Source organism: Roseateles sp. L2-2, assembly GCF_050613215.1.
Lineage (GTDB): Bacteria > Pseudomonadota > Gammaproteobacteria > Burkholderiales > Burkholderiaceae_C > Roseateles > Roseateles noduli.
This window is the reverse complement of sequence record NZ_CP192509.1, coordinates 3,244,143-3,267,146: the sequence shown is the minus strand read 5'-3', so window position 1 is coordinate 3,267,146 and position 23,004 is coordinate 3,244,143. Positions and strand designations below refer to the sequence as shown.

Here is a 23,004-nt window from a genome sequence, read left to right as displayed (position 1 = left end):
CATCAACCGTTCACCAGAGCCTGCAGCTCAGCCACCGTCTGCTCGATCGGCCGCAGGTCCGAGGTCGCCTGGTTGAGGAAGTCCCGGATCGCGCCGTGCTTGCGCACCGCCTCGTCCGCGAAGGCGTCGTTGCCGGGCTTGTACTCGCCCATCTGGATCAGCAGCTCCATCTCGTCGTACTTGGCCATCAGCTTGCGCAGCCCGCCGTTGGCCGCCTGGTGGTCCTTCGGCACGATCTGCGACATCACCCGGCTCAGGCTGCCCAGCACGTCGATCGCCGGGTACTGGTTGCGCGCCGCGATCTTGCGCGACAGGATCAAGTGGCCGTCCAGGATGCCTCGCACCTCTTCGGCGATCGGGTCGCTGCCGCTGTCGTCCTCGGCCAGCACCGTGTAGAGCGCGGTGATCGAGCCCTTCGCGCCCATGCCCGTGCGCTCCAGCAAGCGCGGGATCTCCGCAAAGACCGACGGCGGATAACCGCGCCGCGCCGGCGACTCGCCAGCCGCCAGGCCGATCTCGCGCTGCGCGCGGGCGAAGCGGGTCAGCGAGTCCATCATCAGCAGCACCCTCAGGCCGCGATCGCGGAAGTACTCGGCGATGGCCGTCGCGACGTGCGCCGCCTTGGCGCGCTCGATCGAGGAGCGGTCCGAGGTCGCGCACACCACCACGGAGCGCGCCATCCCCTCCTTGCCCATGATGATCTCGATGAACTCGCGCACCTCGCGGCCGCGCTCGCCGATCAGCGCGATGACGCTGATGTCGCACTGCGTGCCGCGCGCCAGCATGCCCATCAAGGTGCTCTTGCCGACGCCCGCCGGCGCGAAGATGCCCATCCGCTGGCCTTCGCCCAGCGTGATCATCCCGTCGATGATCTTCACGCCGGTCGGCAGCGGGTGCTCGATCATCTCCCGGTCCATCGGGCTGGGCGGCATCGCGAAGACCGGCCGGCGCTCCTCGCAGACGATCGCGGGACCACCGTCCACCGGCTGCCCCAGGCTGTCGACCACACGCCCCAGCAGCTCGTCGCCGACGGCGATGCTCTGGATCTCGCCGAGCCCGACCACCTGCGTCTGCCCCGCCGCCACGCCCAGGATGGAGCCGAACGGCGACAGGATGGTCTGGCCGTTGGAGAAGCCGATCACTTCCGCCACCTGCAGCAGCCCGCCGTTGGCGTCGAGCAGGTGGCACATCTCGCCGAGCTTGGCCGACAGGCCGCTCGCGCGCACCAGCGTGCCGATGACCTCGACCACCTTGCCGGTGCGGTTCAGCGTCTCGGCGCCGGCGAGCTCCAGCTCCATCCAGCGGCCGAGTTCGTCGAGGTTCATCGCAGGGAGACGGTCAGGAGCGTTCATCGCAGTAGCGGTCTCTGGGGGAAGCACGGAGGGATGAACTCGAAACGATGCGCAGCCGGACGAAGCTCAGCTCTCGGCGACCGCGCGCTTCACCGCGCGCGACATCGCGGACCGCAGCGCGTCGAGCTGCGTCTTCAGGCTGGCGTCGACCACGCCCATGTCGGATTCGAAGAGGCAGCTGCCGGCCGGCAGCGCCGGATCGACGATGACCTCGACGGACAGCCCGGCCGATTGGAGTTCGGGCACCGCGGCGATGCCGTCGCGCGCGGCGTCGAAGTCGGCGCTGCTGACTTTCAGCGTCAGCGCCGTGGCCGACCGCGACAGCGCCTGCACGCTGCGGAGCGCGCGCTGGTACAGCGCGGCGCGGCCCTCGGTCTGCACGATGCGCTCCACGGCGCTCGTCACGACCTCGGCCATGCGTTCATGCAGGCCGCGCACGGCGTCGGCCTGATCGACCGCTCGCCCGGCCTGGCGTTCGTGCCACGCGACCGCGGCCTTGCGCTCGCCTTCGGCGTGGCCGGCCTCGCAGGCGGCGTCGATCTGGGCCTGTGCGTCGCGCAGCAACGTCTCCGCCCGCGTCTGCGCGTCGGACACGATGCGCTCCGCTTCCGCCTGCGCCTGCGCGATCAGCGCCTCGGCGCGCGCGGTCGCCGCCTGGCGGATCTCGTGGTCGTGCCTCAGCAGCGTCACCTCGTTCGCGCGCAGGATGCCGTACGGCGCGCCGGCGGCGGACGCGTCGTCCATTTTCGACGGGATCGGCTGCGAGGTCTGCGTCGGCAGATGTGTCGACGTCTTCCACCAGATCAGCATGGCCACTCCACTTCGGCTTCGGCGAGTGCCGCGATCGACACGGCCACGTTGCGTTCCGCCGCCACCGGCGCGGCGGCGAGGACGTCGTCCACGGCGGCGCGCGGCAGCGACCAGCGCACGAGTTGCCGCACCGTCTCATCGTCCGGGGACAGCGCCGCGGACCAGTCCGAGAAACCGACGCACGCCCATTGCACCGGCGACCACGCAGCCTGCTCGGCCTCGACGGGCCGGCCTCGGGCGCTCATCGCGGCCAAGGGCGCGAAGTGATCGCCGAGCGCGCGTTGCAGCGGCGCCCGGACGCTGCGATCGATGCAGCAGCGCAGCACGCCGGGACGTCGCGCCAGCGCCAGCGTGCACAGGCGTTGGAGAAGTTCACCGCGCGGCAGCAGTCCGAGTCGGGGCAGCGGATCGGCGAAGCGGCCCAATGCCGGCAGTCCACCGACCGGCGCCATGCGATCACGCCACAGCCGAGGCCACAGCGCCGCGGCGCTTTCCGGCGGCAGCGCGTCCAGGAAGGACCACGATCCGAGCAGCTCGTCCTGCCAGCTCGCGTCGAGGTCGTCGACCAGACCGCGCAGCTTGCCGTCGAAGCTGACGGCCCAGGCCGCGAGCTGCTCCGCCGCGGCCATCGTCATGCGCCGGCTTCGGCCACCGGCACGGCGGCGCCCGCGGCACCGGGCGCCAGCCGGCGGCCCAGCGCCTGCGGCAGCAGGCCCGGCTTCTTCCAGGCGATCACGCCGATCGCGCCGCCCACCAGCAGCAGCACCGCCAGCAGTCCGCCGGCGACCCACGCCCAGGTGGCGTCGGCCACCGCATGCCGCGGCGAGGTCGGCAGCATCGCGCCCGGCACCAGCGTCACCGTGACGTTGTCGTAGGTCAGTCCCTCGACGCTGCGCGCGACCATGCTCTTGATCGACGGCGCCAGCTGCGGCACGTCGATCTCGGGTCGGTATTTGACGAACACCGACGCGCTCGACGGCTTCACCGTGGTGGCCATCGGGTCGTTGTTGGGCAGCACGATGTGGACCTTGGCCACGATCACGCCGTCGATCTTGGACAGCGTGCTGGAGAGCTCCTGCGACACGCCGTGGATGAAGCGCACCCGCTCCTCCGTCGGCGTGGAGATCAGCCCTTCCTTCTTGAACATGTCGCCCAGCGACACGTACTTGTCCGACGGCAGGCCGTTGGCGCGCAGGATGTCCAGCGCGTTCACCACCTCCTGCTCGTCCACGGCGACGTTCCAGGTCTTGCCGCCGTCGCCGCTCTTCTTCTCCGCCTCCACGCCGCGCTGCAGCAGCGCGGCGACCATGTCGTTGGCCTCCGCCTCGGTGCGCTTGGTGTAGAGGTCGGTCTTGCAGCCCGCCAGCAGCGTGATCAGCAGGACCAGCACCAGCATGTAGAGCACGTGGCCCGGCGCCCACGGCAGGTCGCCGCCGGTCCGGTCGACACGTACGGCCGCACCGGCTGAGCCGGCCACGACGGCCGCAGAGGTCGCACCGCCGCGGGGATCCGCAAGAGGATGGGTGCTCATGTCACTGGTTCTTCATCAAGGTCTGCAGGCCGTTCTTGCTGCTCTGCGCGACCGAGGTGCAGGCCGAGAACTGCAGGCCCTGCGTGGCGACCTGCAGGTTCAGCTCCATGGAGCGCGCGGTCAGTTCCTGCAGATTCATGTTGGGGGCGTCGGCGACGTAGCGCTGCATGTCCGCGGTGACCTGACGCGAGGCGTCGTCCAGCGTGTGCAGCGTCTTGGACATCGTCGAGTCCGTGTGGCCGATCGCGTTCGCATGCGCCGCCGACGGATCGGGCTGCGGTTCGCGCGCCATCAGTTGCTCGAACTTCTGCGTCTGCGCCTGGAGATCCGGCGTGGGCGTCGCCGCCTGGCGGATCATCTCGTGGGCGGAAATGGCTTGGATCGGATCGGTCATGGCTGCTCCTCAGGCCCGCATGTAGGCCATCTGCGAGAGGTCGATCGTCAGCGCGGGCGGCGCGGCGGCGTCAGACTCGTCGCCGGCGGCTTCCGCGGCGGCCTCGTCCGGGTTCAGCAGCGAGCGCACCATGTCCAGCGCCTCGGCGTTGGTGGAGGTGTGCAGCACGTCCTCGGCGGTCGCACGCCAGGCCGCGTCGCCGGTGGCGAACTGGCAATAGGCGAGGAAGGCCTTGGCGGTCGACCACTCGGGCGCGGTCGCGTCGAGGTTGCGCAGCGTGCGCATCGCGTCGGTCCAGTGGCCGCGCTTCATCGCGATCCAGGCTTCGAAGAAGTCCAGCTGCGACACCTTGGGGCGCAGCAGGCGCACGGCGCCCAGGAGGGTCTCGGCGTCGTCCAGCAGCTCGCGGTCCACCGCCAGGCTCACCAGGCCGACCAGGCCGGAGACGAAATCTTTGCGTTGCAACGAGGAATCGATCATGTCTGCTCCATCACACGTGCCAGGCACGGCGGGCTTGGGGGAATGGCCGCATTGAAAGGAAATCGGAAGAGCCCCCGGCCGGGCGGACCGCCCGGGGGCCCGGGCTCATCAGCCTCGAGCGAGCGTCTTCTCGAGATCGCTCTTGGAGTACTTGTTGTCGCCTTGCTGGTTGAACTTGCCGTCAGAGGTCTGCTGAGCGACGTCCGTGCCCTTGTTGAGCGCGGTGTCGTTGATGAACTTCTGTGCGGCCTGCTGCAGCTCGAACGACGGCAGGATGCCGTTGGGCATCTGCTTGCCCTGGGCGACGTCCTTCATCGTGTCCAGGTCGAAGGTCTTGCCGTCCTTGGACAGCGCGTCGAAGTTGTTCTTCAACGTCGAGATCGTCGAGTGCTGGTCGGCGTTCAGACCCTGCTTCTGGATGGACGCGGTCAGATCGCCGATGCCGATCTTGTCGTCGCCCTTGCCCTTCAGGCCGATGCCGAACTTGCTGAGCGCGTTGTCCGCGTCGGCCGTGTCCAGCTTCTTCATGGTCTTCTCGCCGGCGTCGCTGCGCAGGAACTTGGCGGCCTGCTGGAACTCAGGCGTGAAGTCCTGGGGACGCATGCCCTTGGGGCAGATGCCGTTGGCGGCGTCGTCCAGTTCCTTGCCGCTGATCATCTTCATGCCCGAATCGGTCATGGCCTTGAACAGCGCGCGTTCCGCGCGGTTGCCGTCCATCGGACCGGTCTCGCCCTGCGGGCTGATCGATCCGCCCAGCGGCGAGGCGCCGCCTGCACCATTGGCACCGGCGCCGACCAGCGAGCCCGCCGCGCCCAGCGCGCTGCTCAGTCCGCCGATGGCCTGGCTCAGGCCGCCCAGCAGCTGATTCGCGCCGCCCAGGCCGCCACCCAGTCCGCCGGCGGCCTGGCCGAGGCCGCCCGCCGCCTGACCGAGACCGCCCAGGGCCTGGTTCAGACCGTTGAGGCCTTGCGACAGGCCGCCCAGCGCGCCCAGCGCACCGGCGAGCGGGCCGCCCTGGCCGCCCTGCAGGGCGTTCAGGCCTTGCGTCAGGCCGCCGAGCGCCTGACCGATGCCGCCCAGGCTCTGGCCGATGCCGCCCAGCGCCTGGCCCAGTCCGCCCAGCGGCGAATTCGCCAGCTGGCCCATCTGGCCGATGGCCTGGCCGATGCTCTGGCCCGCGCCGCTCAGCGCGGCCTGGATCGGGTTCTGCATCAGCTGCTCCAGCGGCCGCAGCAGCTGGGTCAGGCCTTGCAGACCTTGTTGAAGTCCCTGCAGCGCCTGCTGGATGCCGGCCAGCGGACTTTGCAGTCCCTGCAGCGGATTCAGCGGCGATTGAGAGAGGAGTTGAATGCTCATGTATTTCGCTCCGACAGAGGTTGGATGCGGTGACGCGTCGTGCGCGCAGCGCGGTTCACACCAGTCCCTTGACGCTGTCGCCGCCGGCCTTGAACTTCTTGCCCAGCGCTTCCGACATGGCGGCCTGCTGGCTCATGCGGCCCATCTCCAGGTTGTTGGCGATGGTCTGCTTGCTTTGAGCCTTGAGCTCGTCCATGAACATCCGCGACGACGCGGAAGCCTCGGCCGACTGGGACTGAACCAGGGGCGCTCCCGGAAAGGTTGCGGACATGGGGTTCTCCTTGCGGGGCACGGAGCGGCCGCGACGGACCCGGAACGGGCGGTCGCGGCCGCCGTGGCGTCAGACCAGGCCTTTGACGCTGTCGCCGGAAGCCTTGAACTTCTTGCCCAGCGCTTCCGACATGGAAGCCTGTTGGCTCATGCGGCCCATTTCCAGGTTGTTCTTCATCTGCTCGGCGTTCTGGGCGCGCATTTCGCCCATCATCTGGTTCATGTCAGCCGACGAACCAGCGCCTTGGGTGCTCACGTTGTTTGCCATGGTTTCTCTCCTGATGGTTTCCGGAAGTCGACTTCCGGAATGAAAGTGCACGAGGCACTGTTTGCCCGTGGGACGAACCCTTCGCCCCATCGGATCCTGGGATCGACCGCCTCGCACACGGCGAGCCGGTCGACGTCATTCATCGACGCTCCATCGAGCGTCATTGCCGCTTCATTCACTGCAGGGTCGCGGCGTACTCCAGCACGCCGTTCGCGGCCTGGCGCACGTTGTGGTCGGCGCTGGTGGCCAGCACCTCGTCGAGCACGCCCTTCCAGCGCGCGTCGCGCGCCAGCAGGAAGGCCGTGGCCAGCGCGACCTTCGCGCCCTCGTCCTGCGGGTGGTCCTCGACGTGCTGCACCAGCGTGGCCGACGCGTACTCCGCGTCGCCGCCGATGCTGTGCGCGATGGCGCGGCAGATGCGGAACGGCGACGGATCGGCCATCGTCAGTTCCACCGCCGCGCTCACCACCGCGGCGTCGTCGCGGGCGCGGTACACCGCGCCCAGCAGTCCCACCGCCATGAGGTTGCGGTAGACCAGCGGGTAGCTCGCGGTCGCTCCGGCGCCGGCGGCGGCGTCCAGGGTCGAGGCATCAATCGGCAACGCGGACATCGAGGGCTCCTTGTGCGCTCAGGCGGGCAGCGACGCGGTGTGGATGGTTTCCCACACGTGCCGCACGATGCGCTGCGAGGCGCGGAAGCCCTCGATCAGCTGCGAGCTCAGCTGACGCTCGGCGTCGGCCAGCGGCGTCTGCAGGTGCGCCTCGGTGCTCTGCGCGACCTGGTCGAAGTAGCTCAGCATCGCGCGGGTGCGCTCACCGCTGAGGTCGTCGGTCAGGGTCTTCTCGATGTGCGCGAGATCCGCGAACACGGTCTGTTCCAAGGGGTTGTCCATCACGGTTCTCCGGTGGGGGATGAGGAAGACGGATCCCCGGCGGCGGCGGTGCCGTCGTCCACGGGAGTCCGGAGCGAAAGGTGCTTGGTGCCGTCGGCCGTCTGCACGTACTGCAGGCCGTCGCCGGCCAGCATCGAGCCGACGCGCACGCGCGCGGTCGGCAGCGTCTGCTCGACGGCCACGTCCACGCGGCGCACCAGCGGGCCGATGTCGGCGGCGATGCGGCGGACCTCGTCCTGCAGTTCGGCGGGATCGGCGGCCTGGCCTTCGACGGCGAACACGCCCTGGCCGCGGTGGACGACGCGCACGCCGGGGCGGTTCAGCGCGTCGCCGATCTGGCGCACGATGTCGGCGGCGGAGGCGTAGCGGTGCAAGAGCTGACCCTCGCCGAAAGGCTGCAGCGCGGCGCGGGCGCGGGCCATCTCGGCGCTGCCGGGCAGCAGGCCCTCGACGACGAGACGGCGGTCGACGCGGCGCACGACGAGGCCGTCGATGCCGGCCTGCTGGAGGGCGCGCGTGACCTGCTCCATCGGGCTGACCGGCGGCGCGGTCGAGGCGGCGGTCTGGGTGCTGAGCACCGACGCGAGCGCCGCGACCATCGCCGCGACGGCGACCAGCGCGCTGAGCTTCAAGCCGATCGCGGCCTTGCCGCGCGGCGCGTTGGCGACGACGGCATCGGCGCCGGCTGCCGCGGTGGCCTTGAGCTTGGCGACGGGCCGCATCAGCGCGTCCATCAGCGCCATGTCGCTGGGCCACGGCGCGGCATCGGGCGAGGTGTCGGGACCGGCGCACAGCACGATGTCGCCGAAGCGCCGGGGCAGGAAGTCCTCCAGCAGGCCCAGCGCGCCCGCCGTCGTCCTGGCGGGCGTTCCGTCGTCGGCGATGAGGTGGAGCGCGGGAGACACGTCGGAGCCTTCTTCCTCGAACGTCAGGATCAGCGGGGCGTGGGCCCAGTCGCTGATCTGGAGGTCGGCGTCCTCATCGCTGGCGATGCGGTACTGCTGACGGGTCAACCGTAGCTGGACCCCGGCATGCAAGCCTGTGAGGATGCGAAGCTGCTTCATGGTTTGCGAATCCCGAACTTCTTTGTCGCTTCGTGGGTGACCCGAGGCCGGCGCCGCGGCTCAGCCGCCGCCGCCCTGCAGGAAGGATTCCGGCGTGGACGACGACGGCGCGCGGGGCGCCGGCAGGGTCGACGGGCCGTTCAAGGCGGGTTGCGACGGCGCCTGCGCCGGCAAGGGCGATCCCGACGACAGCCCCGACGAAAGACCCGATGACGACGGCGATTGCGGCCGTCCGTCCGCCGTCATCGCGACCGCGCCCGAGGTCGCGGCCCCGTACGGGCCGGCCGGGAAAGTCGGCTCACGGATGATCCGCGGCGAGATGAGGAACAGCCGTTCGGTCTGCCCGGCGCTCTGGCTGGTGTGACGGAACAGGCCGCCCAGCAGCGGCACGCGGCCGAGCACCGGCACCTCGTCGCGCTGCGAGGCGGAGCTGGTGGTGGTGATGCCGCCGATGAGCAGGCTCTCGCCTTCGCCCACGTGGGCCTCGGTCATGATCTCGGTGCGCTTGACGATGGGGACGGTGTCGACGACGCGGTCCTCGAAGCTGCCGTCCTCGATGTAGAGCGAGAGCTTGATGCGGCGCGACACGCCGCCGTTGTCGGGCACGGAGGTGATCTGCGGCGTGACCTGCAGCAGCGTGCCGGCCTCGACCTGGAAGAGATTGGCCTCGAGGTTGCCGGCGACCTTGACGGTGACGACGCGCTTCTCGCGCATGACCGCGGGGCGGTTGGCCACGCCCAGCACCTTGGGCTTGGCGATGACGCGGGCCTTGCCGCGCGCGCTGAGCGCGTCGATGCGCGCCATCAACTCGCGGCCGGCGTTGGACCACAGCGTGCTCAGCGTGAAGGTGCCGGCGCTGTTGGCGGTCGACGGCTGCGTCACGCCGAAGCTGCCCTTGCTGCCGCGCACGCTCCAGTCGATGCCCAGCGAATCGATGCTGTCGCTGCTGACGTCGATGATGGTGGCTTCGAGCTCGACCAGCACCGGCTGCACGTCCAGGCGGCGGATCAGCTCGACGTATTCGTCCATGCGTTGGGGGCGGCCGTGGATGATGACGGTGTTGGTGCCCTCGTCGGCCTGGAAGATGGGCGGCGCGTCGTCGTCGACGGGGCTCTGCAGACCGCGCGCACTGCCTTGCGGCGAAGCGCCCGCGCCCGGCTTGGCCGACTGCCCGGCGGTGACCTGCGAGGGCTTGCGCGCGACGATGTCGGCGAGCCGCGTGTCGCGACCCATCACGCCCTGCAGCGCGGTGAGCTTGCCCGGATGGATCTCGCCCGCCGACGTCGGCGTGTCCTCGTCGCCCTGCGCGCCGCTGGTGGTGCCGCTGTAGAGCGAGGTCAGCACCGAGGCGATGCCGCGGATGCGCGTCTGGCCGAAGGTGCGGTCGCCGGCGGAGGCGAAGCGCAGCGGCACCACGCGCACGGCCTTGCGGTTGCGCTCCATCGCGCCGACATCGAGCGACTCGACGGCGGCGGCGATCAGCTCGACGTGACGCGGCGGGCCGTAGACCAGCAACGTACTTTCGGCGGCGTTGAAGCGCAGCGGGAAGCGCGCGTCGCCGAGCTGCAGCGAATCCAGCAGGTCCGTGACCTGCTCGCGGCGGAAGCCCTTGAGCCGGAAGAGCCGGCTCTGCACGGCGCCCGCCGGATAGAAATACAGGGCGGTGCCGTCGTGGTACCAGATGACGCCGTAGGCCCGGTTCATCGAATCGAGGAACTTGTCGGGCGTGGTGTCGAAGTTGGCCTGCACCATGCCGTCGATGCCGTCGGCGATCACGGCCGGCAGGCCCTGGCTCGCGGCGAAGTCGAGCAGCACCTCGTTCACGCGCTTGCCCTCGGCCTTGTAGACGAAACGCGGGCTGCGCCATTGGCGCGAGACGTTCTTCGTCGCAATGCGGTCGGACTTGACGGTCTTCGCGGGTGCGGGCGTCGTCGCGGTCGTCGCTGTCGTCGAGCCGGGTGACGGTGTCGACGTGGTCTGCGTCAGCGTCTTCGCCGGCGGTGTCGCCAGCGGCGCGGCGATCGGGCTCACACTGGATCCGACCGCGGGACTGCTTCCCGATGTCGAAGGCGTCGCCGGCGGTGCGGATTCGCCGACACGCGCCGACCAACTGAGCGGCGCCGCGGCGCACAGCATCAGCGCCACCGGCAGACGACCGATCCGCAAGCTGCGGACCGGGGAACGAGGACGTCGGGACATGAGGTTCACAGTGCGGGACGGCGGCTTGGCTTACTCGTCGTCCTGCATGGACGCCTTGATCTGGTCCGACACCTTGGTCATGGACTTGGTCATCGCCTGCTGACCCTGCTGGAAACCCAGCATCATTCGCTGGGCCATCATCGATTCCATCTGCTGCATGTCGGTCGGTCCCGTGGCGGCAGCCGGCGCGGACGCGGGGTTGGCGGCGATGGGAGTGGTCATGTCAGGGCTCCGTGGATGAGATGGAGCGGAACATAGGGACCGGCCGCCCGGCAGCATTGAGACCATGCGAAGGCGGTGCGTGGGATGCGAAGGCTGTAGTACTTCCCCCGCCGCTGGCCCTCACCCCCGCCCTCTCCCGCAAGCGGGAGAGGGAGTCCGACCGACTCCGCTCGCCGCGTCTGCTCCTCTTTCCCCCTCTCCCGCTTGCGGGAGAGGGTTGGGGTGAGGGCCAGCAGCCTCCGCAGTCAGTTGTGCTGTCGAGATGCAGCGGGATCGACTGATTCCACGTCGCATCACTACAACTACCTCTGAAGAGGAGCATTCGTTCAGTCGTCGCGCACTTCGCATCGAGAAGCATCGCCCTCCCCTTCAACCTCTAGCGTCGCGCCCTTCGTTGTCTTCGTTGGAGCGCCGCATGAACGATCGTTCGTTCGTTTCCTTCCTCCGCCTGGTCGCGGTGACGACGCTCGTCGTCCACGCCGCCGGCGCGAGGGCGCAATCCATCGGCGCGACGAGCGTGGCCAGCGCCGCGAGCTTCAGCACCGCGAACGAGCGCCCCGCCGAGCAGGTGACCCGCTATCGCTGCACGCTCATCGACGGCAGCACCCGGCTGCTCATCGAAGATCCCCGCGAACGCCATCCCGGTCTGGCCGAGGACTGCACGATCGTGCGCGTGGCCGTGGCGCCGCTGCGCCCCGGCGCGGCCGACGACACGCCGCCCTGGGTCGGCTTCGCCGCCCGCCTCATCCAGGGACCCCAAGGACTTCCAGGCGCCGGCGGCGCCTTGCCCGATCTCACGTCCTTCCTGCGCGACGCCGCACGGCCGATGCCGGCGGAGATGGCCTCGCTGGTGCGCGCGGCGAGCGATCGCCACCGCCTCAATCCCGCGCTGGTGTCGGCACTGATCTTTGTCGAATCGCGTTATCGCGCCGACGCCCGCTCCCCCAAGGGCGCGATGGGCCTGATGCAGCTGATGCCCGCGACGGCCGCGCGCTACGGCGTCTACACGCGCGCCGACCTGCTGGACCCGCGCGTGAATGTCGACATCGGCGTGCGTCACCTGCGCGCGCTGCACGACCGCTACGACGGTCGCGTGGACCTGATCCTGGCGGCCTACAACGCGGGCGAAGGCGCCGTGGAACGCTTCGGCCAGCGCGTGCCACCCTTCCCCGAAACCGAAGACTACGTTCGTCGGATCACAACCTTGGTTGGCATGCCTGAAACCGCTTTCACCCCCTGAACGAGGGGGCATAAATGAAAATGAATGTTCCGTAAAGGACATGAAACGCCGGCGTTGGCGACAGTGCGGTCGTCCCCCGGTTTTCAAGGTCCACGTGAAAGTCGCCACCCTCTGCCCTTCCCGTTCGCTGGAGCACTTCGCCGCCGCCGCGCTGCGCGATGCCGGCTACGACCCTCAACCTCACGCGCATGTCAGCACGCTGATCGCGGCGCTGCGAACGCCGGACATCGACGCGGTGCTGCTGGAGGACCACGACACGCACATCGACGCCTGGCTGGCCGCGCTGCGGCTGCATGCGGGGCGCAGCGTGCCGATCGTGGTGCTGGGGCTGGGCGATTCGGTGGGGATCTCGCGGGCGCTGCAGCGCGGCGCGGATGACTACGCGGTGATCGCCGACGGCGCCGGACCGCTGATCCATCGGCTGCGCGCGCGCATCCAGACGCGCACCGAAGGCGTGCGGGCGACGTCGCTGCGCGCGGGGCCGTATGCGCTGCATGCGTCGACGCAGAGCCTGTACACGGGAGCGCGGGAGGTCAGCCTGACGGCGCGGGAGTTCGCGCTGGCGTGGACGCTGTTCGAGAACCTCGGCCGCGTGGTGAGCATGCAGACGCTGTCGACCGAGATCTGGGGGCGCTCCAGCGACATCGGCAAGCGGACGCTGGAGCAGCACGTGTACAAGCTGCGACTCAAGCTCAACCCCGGCGGCCCGCGCTCGCGCGCCCGCACGATGGACGGCACGCCCGTGCCGCGGATCCAGACGGTGTACGGCGTGGGGTATCGGCTGGACGTCTGAAAGACAAAGACCGACTGCGGTCCTGCCACGGCCGCTGGCCCTCACCCCGGCCCTCTCCCGCAAGCGGGAGAGGGGGAAAGAGGAGCAGGCGCCTCGAGTGGAGTCGGTCGGGCTCCCTCTCCCGCTTGCGGGAGAGGGCGGGGGTGAGGGCCAGCGGCCTCGGCAGTCAACAAGCGCCTCGGGCTCTCCCGCAAGCGGAAGAGAGTCAGCGATCAGGGCTGCGCGCCTTGCGCCGCGGCGCGCTGCTCGGTATTGCGGCTGCGCACCGTGTCGTTGATCTGATATGACGCCACCGTGAGCGCCAGCAGCGCGCCGCCCACCAGTCCCGTGACCGCCGCATGCACCCCGGCCTGCGCGGCCTCGCGCCCATCGTCGCCGACGCCGGGCTGGCTCAACGTCGACTCCAGCGCCTGCGCCACCCCCAACGCGATCAGCATCGGCACCATGGTGTTGAACACACGCGCATCGGCGCGCTCCGCCTGCCGGCCGAGCTCGTTGCGGTTGAACGGGTTGCGCAGATCCACCCGGACATGGCGCACGTGCGACGGATGCGTCTGCTGCATGCGGCGCGCCGACGCCGTGTCGAGCAGGTGATCCTCCACCGAGGAGGTCAGCATGTTGCCCAGACCGGCGATCGCGCCCGCGCCGATGGCCAGGCCGCGCGCCGCCTGCCAGGCCGGCTGACCGACTAGCATGCGTTGCATCGCCACCTGGGTGCCCAGGTCGATGAGCGCGGCCGCGATGCCGAAGGTGCCGCGCATCGTCCACGAGACGTCGGACCGACGCAGGTTGCGCCCTTCCGGCGGCTGAGGCACGTTGAGGTCGCCGTTGCCGACGTGCACGGTATTGATCGCCGGCCGCAGCGCCTCGCGGAGCTGCGCCTGCAGATGCGCGATCACCTGGATCGCCGCCGCGGCCTGCGCGACGCCGGTCAGCGCCGGGTTGCTGCGCGCGGCGATCGTCAAGGCCAGCGCGGCGAAGTCGCCGCCCGCGATGCCGGCCGACTGCACGCCCTGCCAGAGGCGGCGCGGCAGGCTGTTGTCGCGCTGCGCCGCATCGCCCGCAAAGGCCTGGTTGGCGACCTGCGCGCTGCGTTCGCTGTGGATCTGCGACACGATGCGCCGCCCCAGCGAACAGGCCGTCAACGCGACCTGCGCCGCCAGCGCCGCGTCCGGGCGCGAGGCCACGGCCCGCGCCAGCTCGGGCGCGATGACGCCCTGCACCACCGTGCGCACGCCCGCCACCGGCAGCGCGTGACGTACGTTCTGCATCAGGAAGAACAACGCCGCGCCCGCCTCGCGCGGTGCGGGCGTGGCGGGTGTCGGTGCACGATCGAGCTGATCGGGTTGATCGGGTTGATCGGGTTGATCGGGTTGATCGAGTTCGATGGCGTCGACGCCGGTCGTCAGAGGCGGCAATCCGGCCGGCGGCGTGGTGATCGTCATGGGCTCGGAGCGGTCCTGCAATGAACCGCTGCGCTGCCTTCAGTGGCCCTCAGCGGCCGTCAGTCGCCGTCAGTCGCCGAACGAGGCCGCGACACCTGCCGTGCGCGCGAGCGCCGCGACCATCGCGCGCGGTTCGTCCCAGCGGTTGCCCTCGTCCTGCAGCCGCGCCATGGAGAACCCGTCCAGGCGCGCGCGCATGCGCTGCACCACGCTGCCCCACGGCGGCAGCGGATCCGAGCGGATCGGCGAGTACGCCTGCCCCGCATATCCCGTCAGGCGCGCCGCGTCCTGATCGCGCCCTTCCTCGAACGCGAGCCAGGCGAAGACCGGCAGCAGACGGTCGAACGCCTCGCTCTGGGTGTCGCTCTGGCTCTGGACGTCGACCAGAGTCGACGTCCGACCGTCAGTGCGCGCGTCGCTCCCTGCATCGACGCGACTGTCGCGGAACGCGGCGCGCGACGACCTCGGCGCGACGATGCCGGTCAGGACGTCGCGCGCGTCCTCGGTATGTCCCTCGGCCAGCAGCACGGCCGCCAGGCAGCCGAGCACGCGTTGCAGGAACTCGCCGTTGGCCGTGTTGATGCCGCTGGCGCGGCTGGCGCCGTCCTCCCACTGGCGCACCAGCGCCGCGGAGCGCAGCGGCGCGCCGTGCCCGACCTGGAGCTGCATGAGCCGATGCAGATCGTCCAGCACCCATCGGGACGCGCCGATCTCCTGCGCCAGCTGCAGCGACGCGCACATCGCCTCGTCGGCCTCGTCCGCCTGACCCTCGACGCGCCACACGTGCGCGCGCGCCGCCAGTCCCCACAACTTCAGCCGCGCCGCGTGCGCGCCTTCGCAGCGGCCCGCTAGCGCGACCAGCTCGCCCATCGCGTAGCGCATCGCCGCCTGGCTCAGTTCGCGGTCCTCGACCACCTGCCGGCACAGCGCGAGGTAGCGCAGCGCGGGATCGTCCGCCGTGCGCGACACCGTGACGCCGCGCCGGTACCAGATCGCGGCACGCTTCGGATCGTGCGGCGCCAGCAAGCCGGCGTGATCGATGCAGTAGCGCGCCAGCACCGCCGGCGGCAGCTCGGCCGGCAGTTCGGCCTCGTAGGCCGCATGGCGCCACGCGGTCTCGGGCACCAGCGACAGCAGCTCGAACAGGGCGCGCGAATGCGCGAGCAGTCCCAGCCCCCTCACCGGCTCGTGCTCCAGGCACCAGTCGAGCGCCGTGCGCACGTTGCCGAGCTCGGGCGAGAACTCCGCGATCCAGCGCGCGTCCGGCATCATCTGCAGCGCCCGCTCGGCGCGATCGAACAGCTGGCTCATCGCGCGCGCATGCTGGCCGCGAGCGATGTCGACCTCGCCGGTCTCCTCCAGCAGCAGCAGGCCGTAGGCGCGAATGCCGTCGAAGAGCCGATAGCGCGGGCGATCCTCCGCATCGACCTGGACCAGCGAATGGTCCACGAGGCCTTCCAGCGCCTCCGCCACGGTCCACGCGTCGAGCTGACGGTCCGACAACGCGGCCGTCGCCATCTCCAGCGTGAAGCCGCCCTCGAACGGCTCGAGCCGCCGCAGCACCAGTTGCTCCACATCGTCCAGCAGCGCCAGGCTCGCGTCCATGCAGGCGCGCAGCGACTGGTGACGACGCGGTCCCGCCTGCGTCCCGCGCGTCAACAAGCGGTAGCGATCGCTCAGCCGCTCGCACAGCTGATCGATGCCGAACATCGCCAGCCGGCCCGCCGCGAGTTGCAGCGCCAGCGGAATGCCGTCCAGCCGGCGGCACAGCCCCGTCACCTGCGCCACGTTGTGCGCGCCCAGCGCGAAGGGCTGCCCCTGCGCACGCACCTGATCGACGAACAGCGCGACGCTGCCGTGCATCAGCGACTCGTCCACGCCCGCGCCGGGCGGCGGCACCGACAGCGGCGGCGTGCGCAGCACGCGTTCGCCGGGCACGCGCAGCACCTTGCGGCTGGTCACCATCAGCGCCACGTCCTCGGTGTTCTCCAGCACCGCGTGGCAGAAGGTCGCGGCGCGCGCGCCGGCGATCTCCGCGTTGTCCAGCACCAGCAGCAGCGACATCGGCCGCAGCAGCGCCAGCAGGGTCGGCAGGTCGGTCCCCGGATCCAGTCCCAGCGCGGCCGCCACGGCCGGCAGCGGATCGGAGGGATCGTCCCCGCCCAGCAGATCCACCCACACCGCGCCGTCGCGCGCGGCCTGGCGGCGTTCATGCGCGCAGGCCAGCGCGAGCGTCGACTTGCCGACGCCCGGCGCGCCGACCACGGTGACCAGTCGATGACGCACCAGACGGCTCAACAGCGCCTGCAGATCGGCGCCGCGGCCGTGCATCGCGACCGGCGCGGACGGCAACGCGCGCGGACGGACGATCGGGGACGCCGGCATCGCGGACCACGAGGCCCCGACCGCCCGGTCGGTCGGATCGAGGGACGCGTCCTCCTCCTGCCGCAGCGGCAACGCAAATCGATAGCCCTGCCCGGCCACCGTGGCGATGGCTTCGCGGCCCAGCGTGCGGCGCAACGCCGACACATGCACGGCGGCGTTGTTCTCCTCCACGGCCTGACCGGGCCAGACCCGATTCAGCAGTTCGTTCTTGGACACCACCGCGCCGCGGTGCGCGACCAGCACGCCGAGCAGATCCAGCTGCCGGCCGCTGAGCGGCACGGGCACGCCCTCCGACAGGAGGACGCGCGAGGCCATGTCAAGCACGAACCCTTCGAAGCGAAAACGACTCGTCACTTCAGCTTGCCCTTCATGGCTGTCACCGACGGCAGGACCCTGCACGCCGTACGCCATCGCACCCCTTCAACACCTCGCCTTTTGCGAGGAAGGGGTCACGAAAGTGGGCGCGAGTTTAAGGGTGCGTCATGACAACGTCCAGGGAACTCGGGACGTTCCCGAAGGGGGTCAGGACTTGACAGCGCTGACTGTCGTGCACATGTCCGCGGCGTGACGATCGAGGCCGCGAAAGGCGTGCGGATTCCCGCACAGCTGTCAGGAGGATGTCAGAGCGATGGCGCGCAGAAGGCCGCGGATCTGCGTGTTCATGGGGCATCCGGGCCATCGGGTGCGCGCACGTGGTGCAACTTTGGTCATGTCAGCGCGGACCGCCGAGGTCGTAGTTCCAGCGCAACTCACGACCTGCGGGAATGTCCTCCGACGCGCGGAACGCGTGGATGCGTGCGGTCCAGCCGTGACGCAGGCGCACCGCGAAGGCTTCGCCGCGCACGTTGTAGCCGGCGGCCGGATGGCCGCAGGGACGGCCTTGCGCGTCGAAGAGAAACAAGGTGTTCATCAGCGACAGCAGGTTCTCGCCGTTGACGGCCACCGAGCCGATCGGATCGGACGCCGACATCAGGTAGCGGTCGTCGTCGAGCAGGAACAGGTCGACCTCGTCGAGCAGCTGGCCGCCGTACACGCCCAGGCAGGTGCCGGCCGCGATGTCGCGGCGCGCGAACAGCCCGCGTTGTCCGATGAGCGCGGCTTCCTGCGGCGAGCGCAGGTCGGCGGCCTCGATGAGACGCGGTTCCAGAAGGCGCAGCGCCTGCTCGGCGCGGGCGCGTCGACCGACGCGCGCATCGGTGTAGGGGTCGATGTCGGCGAACGCCTCCGCGCGATCGAGCACGTCCACGACGTGGACGACGCCGTGGTCGGCGTCGCGGAACGGCGCATCGCCGGCCTGCCCGGCCGCGTACTCGCGTCGCGCGACGCGGTCGCGATGGCGCAGTCGCACCTGCGCGAGCAATGCGAGCCAGCGCTCGGTGCCGTAGGACATCAGCGCGAGCTGGCGCGCGCGCTCCTCCGTCGACGAGTCCTCGTCGTCCTTGGGCATCAGCGCGAGCACGCGATGCTGGGAGTCCAGCACATGGGCCATGTGCGCGCGACGGCGACGCGGCGAATCGGGCATCGCGTCGATGCGCCGGTAGCCGTCCCACAGCCAGCGGTCCACGTCCGCGCGGTCGGCGCGGTCGTGGGGCAGGACCGTATCGATGAGCACCTCGTCCATGGGGTCTCCGGAGGATGGAGGACCGAGTCTGGACCTCCCCCCGCCGGAGATCGCCGCGAAGGCGAAGCGAACGCCTCGCCCCCGAAGACGTCGCTTACTGCGTCTTCGACGCCGTCACCAGCCGATCCATCGCCTGGGCCGGCGTGATCGAGTCGCTGTTCCAGAACTGGCTGACGACGTCCTTCATCGCGCCTTCGGCCGATGCACGGACGGCCATGCCGTGCGCGATCGAGGGCAGCAGCGTGTTGGCCTTGCCCGCTTCGGCGAAGTCCGCGGCCGAGGCCTTGGCGCAGTCGTCGTACTTGGCCAGGCTCACGCCCTTGCGCACGGGGATCGATCCCTTCTCGAGATTGAAGGACTCCTGCACCGCCGGCGACAGGATGGCCGAGGCCATGTCGCGTTGCGCCTGCTGGTTGGCGTCGCCCTTGACCTTGAACATCGCGAACGAGTCGACGTTGAAGGTGTAGGACTTGGCCGTCCCCGGCGCGGGCACGCACAGGAAGTCCTTGCCCGCCGTCTTGCCGGCGGCGAGGAACTCACCCTTGGCCCAATCGCCCATGATCTGCATGGCCGCCTCGCCCTTCATCACCATCGCGGTGGCGAGGTTCCAGTCGCGGCCCGGCGCGTTGCGGTCGGTGTAGGCCTTCAGGCGGCGGAAGGTCGTCAGCGACTTCTCCATCGTCGGGCTCTTCAGGCTGGCGGGGTCGAGCTGGATCAGCGCCTTGCGGTAGAACTCCGGCCCGCCGGTGCCCAGCACCACGGTCTCGAAGGTGGTGAAGTCCTGCCAGGACTGGCCGCCGTGCGCCAGCGGCGTCACGCCGGCCTTCTTCAGCGCGTCGGCCGCGACGAAGAATTCGTCCCAGGTCGTCGGCGGCTTCACGCCGGCCTTGCGCATCACCTCGGGGTTGATCCACAGCCAGTTGACGCGGTGCACGTTGACCGGCACCGCGATGTAGTGGCCCTTGTACTTGACGATGTTGCTGATCACCGGCAGCAGCAGGTCGTCCCAGTGCTCGGCCTTGGCGACGTCGTCGATGTTGGCGAGCATGCCCTCGGCCGCCCAGTCCTGCAGCAACGGGCCCTTGATCTGCGCGGCCGTGGGCGCGTTGCCCGAGATGGCGCGCGACTTCAGGACCGTCATCGCCGCGTCGCCCGCGCCGCCGGCCACGGCGAAGTCCTTCCACTTGTGGCCCTTGGCCTGCAGCTGGTCCTTCAGGCCGGAGATGGCCTTGGCTTCGCCGCCGCTGGTCCACCAGTGCAGGACCTCCAGGTCGCCGGCGTGCGCGGGGCCGGCCGCGACCGCCATCGTCGCCAGGGCGGCGGCGGCCAGCAGGGCGCGGCGGGTCCACGGGGTGTTCGTCGTCTTCTTGATCGATGTCTTCATCGTTGTCTTCATCGTTGTCTCCTCTTGTCTCCGGGGATGGAGTGGTTGTCGTTGATCGACGGGATGGAAGGTCAGGCAACCCCTTCCGCTTGAAGCTGGTCGAACAGGCGCTGCACGGTCGCCGCCTCCGGCGGCGTGGCGCCGCGATGCAGGCAGGCGGCGGAGCCGGCCGCGAGCGCCGCGTGCAGGTGCGCGCGCAACGGACGCTCCGGATGCCGGTGCAGGCTGTGCAGCAGTCCCGCGACCGCGGCATCGCCCGCGCCGACGGTGTCGGCGACGGTCACCGCGGGCGCGCGCGCCATGCAGGCCGCGTCGCCGCGCGACAGGTAGGCCACGCCGCCGCCGCGTGTCAGCAGGTACAGCGCCTCCGGATTGAACGCGCGCAGCCGCGTCATCGCGTCGTCGAGTTCGAATCCGGGGAACAGGCCGCGCAGGTCGTCGTCGGACACCTTGATCACATCGGCCAGCGCACACATGCGGCGCAGCGTCGGCTCATAGCCCTGCGCCATCAGGTTGCGGAAGTTGGGGTCGTAGCTGATGGACACGCCCTGCCCCTTCAGGCGCTCCGCCAGCGCGACCAGCCGCGAGGCCAGCGGCTCGCGCGCCAGGCTGATGCCGCCGAAGTGCGCGCGCTGCGCCTGGCCGGACCAGCCGGCGGGCAGCGCGTCCGGATCGAAGTGGAGATCGGCGCTGTCCCCGCCGACGAAGAAGTAGCGCGGCGGCTCGCCCTGCTCGACGATGGCCAGCAGCGGCGCGCGGTCGACCTGCTGCATCAGCCGGGTGTCCAGGCCGACGGCGGCGCTCGCACGCACGAGTTCGTCGCCGAACAGGTCTCGGCTCACCGCACCGGCGAAGGCGGTGCGCCCGCCCAGCGCCGCCAACGCGCGCGCCACGTTCCAGGTCGAGCCGCCGACGCGGCTGATCCACTGGTCGGGCGCCTGCTGCAGCATGTCGGTCAGCGCCTCGCCGATGCACAGGAGTTCGGGCGCGTCACGCATGATCCGCACCCCGCATGCCCACGCCGTCCAGCACGTCGACGATGTCGTAGCACGCGCCCATCGTGTGGTAATCGACCTTGCCCGCCGGGCTCTTCTCGTCGCTGTACTTGCGGTTCTCGCCGTCGAGGATGCGGTACCACGCGCCATGCGCGTGGTCGACGAAGTGCGTCCAGCTGTAGGCCCACAGGCGCTGGTACCAGTCCCAGTAGACGGTGTCGCCGGTGCGCGCGGCCAGCCGCGCGGCGGCCGCGGCGCTTTCGGCCTGCACCCAGAAGTACTTGTCCGCGTCGCAGATGCTCAGGTCCGGCGCCAGCGAATAGCACAGCCCGCCGTGTTCGGCGTCCCAGCCGCGGCGCACGGCCACGAGGAACAGTTTGGTCGCCGTCGGCAGCACCCAGCTCAGGTCCTGGTCGAGGTGCTCGCTGCGCGCTTCGAGTTGAAGCAGCAGCTTGGTCCACTCGGTGAAATGGCCCGGCTGGTAGCCCCAGGGACGGAAGAGATTCGCCGGGTCGTCACGGTTGTAGAGCCAGTCCGGCTGCCAGTGCGCGTCGTAGTGCTCCCAGACCAGGCCGCCGCAGCGTTCCGCCTGGCGGCGGGTGATGTGCTGCGCCACCAGCGCGGCGCGCTCCAGGTAGCGACGCTCGCCCGTCGCGTCGAAGGCGGCCAGCAGCGCCTCGCACGCATGCATGTTGGCGTTCTGGCCGCGGTACGGCGACAGCACGTGCCACTGCGGGCTCGCCTCGTCGGCGTAGAGGCCGGCGGCCTCGTCCCAGAAGCGTTCCTCCATCAGCGCGAAGGTCTCGGCGATCCACGGCCGCGCCTCGTCCACGCCGGCCATCGCCGCATGCGCATAGGCCAGCAGCACGAAGGCCAGGCCGTAGGCATGGCGCGTCGCGTCCAGCACTTCCGCCTTGCCGTCACGCCAATCCAGCAGCCAGGCGTAGCCGCGCAGCGCGTCGTCGAAATGCGCCTCGCGCAGGAAACGCACGCCGTGCCTCACCCCGTCGAGGTAGGCCGCGTCGCCGAAGCGCCGGTACGCCATCGCGTAGGTGAAGACGTAGCGCGTGCTGCTGACCAGGTGGCGCTGATGCGCGTCGTAGACGGTGCCGTCGTCCTTGAAGAAGTGGAAGAAGCCGCCGCTCGGGTCGATGGCGCGCGGATGGTAGAAGTCCATCGTGTGCCGCGCGTGGGTCAGCAGCACCGCGCGGGAACGGAAGTCGGGCAGATCGCGCTTCACTGAAGATGGGGTCTCTGTCATGCGATGAGGGGATGGGGAGAGGGGAAAATGGGGAGATGAGGGTCAGTCGTTGCTGCTGGTGCTGTCGCGCACGATCAGCTCCACGGGCAGCGTGAGTTCGAGCGGCTCGTCCGCCGGCGTGCCGAGCAGCAGCTCCACACCCTTGGCGCCCAGCGATTCCTTGTCGACGCGCACGGTGCTCAGCGGCGGATGGGCGACGGAGGCGCCGCCGATGTCGTCGAAGCCGACGACGGCGATGTCTTCGGGAATGCGCAGTCCCTCGTTCAGGCACTGACGCATCGCCACCAGCGCCGCGCTGTCGTTGAAGCAGACGACCGCGTCGGGCCGCTTGCGGCGTTCGAGCAGCACGCGCATCGCGGCGATGACGCCGGCTTCGCCGTCGCCCAGCTGCGGCGCGATGACCTCCAGATCGGGATCGGCCTGGACCTGCGCCTCGAACAGCGCGCGCCGGTAGCCGCGGGCGCGCTGCTCCAGGCTGTAGTGGGCCGGCGATCCGGAAATCAGCCCGATCGTGCGCCGGCCGCTGCGCAGCAGGTGGCTGGTCGCGAGGAAGCTGCCGTGCTGGTGGTCTGGATTCACCGAGGTCATCCCGCGCCGGTGCAGGTCGACCAGCACCGTCGGCTTGCCGCTGCGCTTGAGCGTGTCCAGCACCTCGGGCTCGAAATAACCGACGCACAGGAACGCGTCCAGCTGGTGCCCGCGGGTCTGCTCGACGATCGGCTGGCCGGGACCGGCGACGATGAAGGACAGCGACAACCCCTCGCGTCGGCAGACCTGCTCCGCGCCGTGCAGCACGGCGGAGAAGAACGGGCTGGACGCCAGCGTGTTGTGCTGGCTGTGCAGCAGGAAACCGATGCGGCGGACCTTGTTCTTGCGCAGCTGCGCGAAGTCGTAGCCCAGCCGGACGGCGGTGTCGCGGACGACCTGGCGGGTCTCCTCCGACAGCCCGGACTGGTTGCGAAGCCCGCGCGAGACGGTGCCGATGGACAGGCCGGACGCCTTGGCGATATCGCGGATGGTGATGCTGCTCATGGGTTGCGGC

The 23,004-nt window shown here is 70.2% G+C and carries 23 protein-coding genes; 2 read left to right on the top strand and 21 right to left on the bottom strand.

Features of this window, described 5'->3' with window-relative positions; all coding sequences use genetic code 11:
• Window positions 1-2: 2 nt before the first annotated feature.
• The 14 genes from sctN to ACQZ13_RS14640 form a co-directional block, all read right to left on the bottom strand.
• Window positions 3-1,352 carry a type III secretion system ATPase SctN gene (gene sctN, locus ACQZ13_RS14705; RefSeq protein ID WP_431045586.1) on the bottom strand — a complete coding sequence of 450 codons (1,350 nt, stop codon included), beginning with the start codon at window positions 1,350-1,352 and terminating at the stop codon, window positions 3-5.
• A gap of 66 nt (window positions 1,353-1,418) precedes the next feature.
• Entirely contained in the window at window positions 1,419-2,162 is a 744-nt protein-coding gene (gene sctL / locus ACQZ13_RS14700) for a type III secretion system stator protein SctL (protein WP_431045584.1), read from the bottom strand.
• On the bottom strand, window positions 2,156-2,797 hold the full coding sequence (locus ACQZ13_RS14695; RefSeq protein ID WP_431045582.1) for a type III secretion protein HrpB4: 642 nt from the start codon (window positions 2,795-2,797) through the stop codon (window positions 2,156-2,158). The genes sctL and ACQZ13_RS14695 overlap by 7 nt, the downstream gene beginning before the upstream one ends.
• Window positions 2,794-3,693 (bottom strand): type III secretion system inner membrane ring lipoprotein SctJ, encoded by a 900-nt coding sequence (gene sctJ / locus ACQZ13_RS14690; protein WP_431045580.1) that lies wholly within the window; start codon window positions 3,691-3,693, stop codon window positions 2,794-2,796. Before sctJ ends, ACQZ13_RS14695 begins: the two co-directional genes overlap by 4 nt.
• Before the next feature lies 1 nt (window position 3,694).
• Window positions 3,695-4,087 (bottom strand): hypothetical protein, encoded by a 393-nt coding sequence (locus ACQZ13_RS14685; protein WP_088404093.1) that lies wholly within the window; start codon window positions 4,085-4,087, stop codon window positions 3,695-3,697.
• Between the two features lie 9 nt (window positions 4,088-4,096).
• Window positions 4,097-4,552 (bottom strand): HrpB1 family type III secretion system apparatus protein, encoded by a 456-nt coding sequence (locus ACQZ13_RS14680; RefSeq protein ID WP_431045577.1) that lies wholly within the window; start codon window positions 4,550-4,552, stop codon window positions 4,097-4,099.
• Window positions 4,553-4,675: 123 nt separating this feature from the next.
• The gene (locus ACQZ13_RS14675; protein WP_431045575.1) at window positions 4,676-5,923 is read right to left on the bottom strand and encodes a hypothetical protein; all 1,248 of its coding nucleotides are present in this window, start codon (window positions 5,921-5,923) and stop codon (window positions 4,676-4,678) included.
• Window positions 5,924-5,978: 55 nt separating this feature from the next.
• Window positions 5,979-6,194, bottom strand: a complete 216-nt coding sequence (locus ACQZ13_RS14670) for a hypothetical protein (RefSeq protein WP_088404090.1) — start codon at window positions 6,192-6,194, stop codon at window positions 5,979-5,981.
• A 69-nt stretch (window positions 6,195-6,263) separates the two neighbouring features.
• Window positions 6,264-6,461: a hypothetical protein gene (locus tag ACQZ13_RS14665; RefSeq protein WP_331613472.1), complete on the bottom strand. Its 198-nt coding sequence runs from the start codon at window positions 6,459-6,461 to the stop codon at window positions 6,264-6,266.
• A gap of 175 nt (window positions 6,462-6,636) precedes the next feature.
• Window positions 6,637-7,071, bottom strand: a complete 435-nt coding sequence (locus tag ACQZ13_RS14660) for a hypothetical protein (protein WP_088404089.1) — start codon at window positions 7,069-7,071, stop codon at window positions 6,637-6,639.
• 18 nt (window positions 7,072-7,089) lie between these two features.
• The gene (locus ACQZ13_RS14655) at window positions 7,090-7,353 is read right to left on the bottom strand and encodes a hypothetical protein (RefSeq protein WP_297524110.1); all 264 of its coding nucleotides are present in this window, start codon (window positions 7,351-7,353) and stop codon (window positions 7,090-7,092) included.
• A complete protein-coding gene (locus ACQZ13_RS14650) occupies window positions 7,353-8,417 on the bottom strand; it encodes a hypothetical protein (RefSeq protein WP_431045574.1) in 1,065 nt (354 codons plus the stop codon). The genes ACQZ13_RS14655 and ACQZ13_RS14650 overlap by 1 nt, the downstream gene beginning before the upstream one ends.
• A 60-nt stretch (window positions 8,418-8,477) precedes the next feature.
• Window positions 8,478-10,616, bottom strand: coding sequence for a type III secretion system outer membrane ring subunit SctC (gene sctC, locus ACQZ13_RS14645; protein WP_431045572.1), 2,139 nt, complete (start codon window positions 10,614-10,616; stop codon window positions 8,478-8,480).
• Between the two features lie 30 nt (window positions 10,617-10,646).
• Entirely contained in the window at window positions 10,647-10,838 is a 192-nt protein-coding gene (locus tag ACQZ13_RS14640) for a hypothetical protein (protein ID WP_431045570.1), read from the bottom strand.
• 415 nt (window positions 10,839-11,253) lie between these two features.
• Here ACQZ13_RS14640 and ACQZ13_RS14635 point away from each other — a divergent pair, with 415 nt between their 5' ends.
• Window positions 11,254-12,078 carry a lytic transglycosylase domain-containing protein gene (locus ACQZ13_RS14635; RefSeq protein WP_431053093.1) on the top strand — a complete coding sequence of 275 codons (825 nt, stop codon included), beginning with the start codon at window positions 11,254-11,256 and terminating at the stop codon, window positions 12,076-12,078.
• Window positions 12,079-12,172: 94 nt separating this feature from the next.
• Complete coding sequence (locus ACQZ13_RS14630) at window positions 12,173-12,871, top strand: winged helix-turn-helix domain-containing protein (RefSeq protein WP_431053091.1); 699 nt, start codon at window positions 12,173-12,175, stop codon at window positions 12,869-12,871.
• A gap of 212 nt (window positions 12,872-13,083) precedes the next feature.
• Here ACQZ13_RS14630 and ACQZ13_RS14625 read toward each other — a convergent pair whose 3' ends face one another.
• The 7 genes from ACQZ13_RS14625 to ACQZ13_RS14595 form a co-directional block, all read right to left on the bottom strand.
• Window positions 13,084-14,316, bottom strand: a complete 1,233-nt coding sequence (locus ACQZ13_RS14625; protein WP_431053089.1) for a hypothetical protein — start codon at window positions 14,314-14,316, stop codon at window positions 13,084-13,086.
• Window positions 14,317-14,385: 69 nt separating this feature from the next.
• The gene (locus tag ACQZ13_RS14620) at window positions 14,386-17,016 is read right to left on the bottom strand and encodes an ATP-binding protein (protein ID WP_431053087.1); all 2,631 of its coding nucleotides are present in this window, start codon (window positions 17,014-17,016) and stop codon (window positions 14,386-14,388) included.
• A gap of 397 nt (window positions 17,017-17,413) precedes the next feature.
• Window positions 17,414-18,322 (bottom strand): hypothetical protein, encoded by a 909-nt coding sequence (locus ACQZ13_RS14615; RefSeq protein ID WP_431053085.1) that lies wholly within the window; start codon window positions 18,320-18,322, stop codon window positions 17,414-17,416.
• A gap of 94 nt (window positions 18,323-18,416) precedes the next feature.
• Entirely contained in the window at window positions 18,417-19,628 is a 1,212-nt protein-coding gene (locus tag ACQZ13_RS14610) for an ABC transporter substrate-binding protein (RefSeq protein ID WP_431053246.1), read from the bottom strand.
• Between the two features lie 149 nt (window positions 19,629-19,777).
• On the bottom strand, window positions 19,778-20,704 hold the full coding sequence (locus ACQZ13_RS14605; protein ID WP_431053083.1) for a carbohydrate kinase family protein: 927 nt from the start codon (window positions 20,702-20,704) through the stop codon (window positions 19,778-19,780).
• Window positions 20,697-21,962 carry an AGE family epimerase/isomerase gene (locus ACQZ13_RS14600; protein ID WP_431053081.1) on the bottom strand — a complete coding sequence of 422 codons (1,266 nt, stop codon included), beginning with the start codon at window positions 21,960-21,962 and terminating at the stop codon, window positions 20,697-20,699. The genes ACQZ13_RS14605 and ACQZ13_RS14600 overlap by 8 nt, the downstream gene beginning before the upstream one ends.
• A gap of 42 nt (window positions 21,963-22,004) precedes the next feature.
• Window positions 22,005-22,994, bottom strand: a complete 990-nt coding sequence (locus ACQZ13_RS14595; RefSeq protein WP_431053079.1) for a LacI family DNA-binding transcriptional regulator — start codon at window positions 22,992-22,994, stop codon at window positions 22,005-22,007.
• Between the last annotated feature and the right edge of the window lie 10 nt (window positions 22,995-23,004).

Excerpts from the sequence above, each read along its gene's own strand:
- ACQZ13_RS14670 (WP_088404090.1), bottom strand. The coding sequence starts at position 6,194 with ATGTCCGCAACCTTTCCGGGAGCGCCCCTGGTTCAGTCCCAGTCGGCC.
- ACQZ13_RS14695 (WP_431045582.1), bottom strand. The coding sequence starts at position 2,797 with ATGACGATGGCCGCGGCGGAGCAGCTCGCGGCCTGGGCCGTCAGCTTC.
- sctN (WP_431045586.1), bottom strand. The coding sequence starts at position 1,352 with ATGAACGCTCCTGACCGTCTCCCTGCGATGAACCTCGACGAACTCGGC.
- ACQZ13_RS14660 (WP_088404089.1), bottom strand. The coding sequence starts at position 7,071 with ATGTCCGCGTTGCCGATTGATGCCTCGACCCTGGACGCCGCCGCCGGC.
- ACQZ13_RS14650 (WP_431045574.1), bottom strand. The coding sequence starts at position 8,417 with ATGAAGCAGCTTCGCATCCTCACAGGCTTGCATGCCGGGGTCCAGCTA.
- ACQZ13_RS14605 (WP_431053083.1), bottom strand. The coding sequence starts at position 20,704 with ATGCGTGACGCGCCCGAACTCCTGTGCATCGGCGAGGCGCTGACCGAC.
- sctJ (WP_431045580.1), bottom strand. The coding sequence starts at position 3,693 with ATGAGCACCCATCCTCTTGCGGATCCCCGCGGCGGTGCGACCTCTGCG.
- ACQZ13_RS14685 (WP_088404093.1), bottom strand. The coding sequence starts at position 4,087 with ATGACCGATCCGATCCAAGCCATTTCCGCCCACGAGATGATCCGCCAG.
- sctC (WP_431045572.1), bottom strand. The coding sequence starts at position 10,616 with ATGTCCCGACGTCCTCGTTCCCCGGTCCGCAGCTTGCGGATCGGTCGT.
- ACQZ13_RS14665 (WP_331613472.1), bottom strand. The coding sequence starts at position 6,461 with ATGGCAAACAACGTGAGCACCCAAGGCGCTGGTTCGTCGGCTGACATG.
- sctL (WP_431045584.1), bottom strand. The coding sequence starts at position 2,162 with ATGCTGATCTGGTGGAAGACGTCGACACATCTGCCGACGCAGACCTCG.
- ACQZ13_RS14635 (WP_431053093.1), top strand. The coding sequence starts at position 11,254 with ATGAACGATCGTTCGTTCGTTTCCTTCCTCCGCCTGGTCGCGGTGACG.
- ACQZ13_RS14620 (WP_431053087.1), bottom strand. The coding sequence starts at position 17,016 with ATGGCCTCGCGCGTCCTCCTGTCGGAGGGCGTGCCCGTGCCGCTCAGC.
- ACQZ13_RS14595 (WP_431053079.1), bottom strand. The coding sequence starts at position 22,994 with ATGAGCAGCATCACCATCCGCGATATCGCCAAGGCGTCCGGCCTGTCC.
- ACQZ13_RS14655 (WP_297524110.1), bottom strand. The coding sequence starts at position 7,353 with ATGGACAACCCCTTGGAACAGACCGTGTTCGCGGATCTCGCGCACATC.
- ACQZ13_RS14625 (WP_431053089.1), bottom strand. The coding sequence starts at position 14,316 with ATGACGATCACCACGCCGCCGGCCGGATTGCCGCCTCTGACGACCGGC.
- ACQZ13_RS14615 (WP_431053085.1), bottom strand. The coding sequence starts at position 18,322 with ATGGACGAGGTGCTCATCGATACGGTCCTGCCCCACGACCGCGCCGAC.
- ACQZ13_RS14610 (WP_431053246.1), bottom strand. The coding sequence starts at position 19,628 with ATGGCGGTCGCGGCCGGCCCCGCGCACGCCGGCGACCTGGAGGTCCTG.
- ACQZ13_RS14640 (WP_431045570.1), bottom strand. The coding sequence starts at position 10,838 with ATGACCACTCCCATCGCCGCCAACCCCGCGTCCGCGCCGGCTGCCGCC.
- ACQZ13_RS14675 (WP_431045575.1), bottom strand. The coding sequence starts at position 5,923 with ATGAGCATTCAACTCCTCTCTCAATCGCCGCTGAATCCGCTGCAGGGA.
- ACQZ13_RS14600 (WP_431053081.1), bottom strand. The coding sequence starts at position 21,962 with ATGACAGAGACCCCATCTTCAGTGAAGCGCGATCTGCCCGACTTCCGT.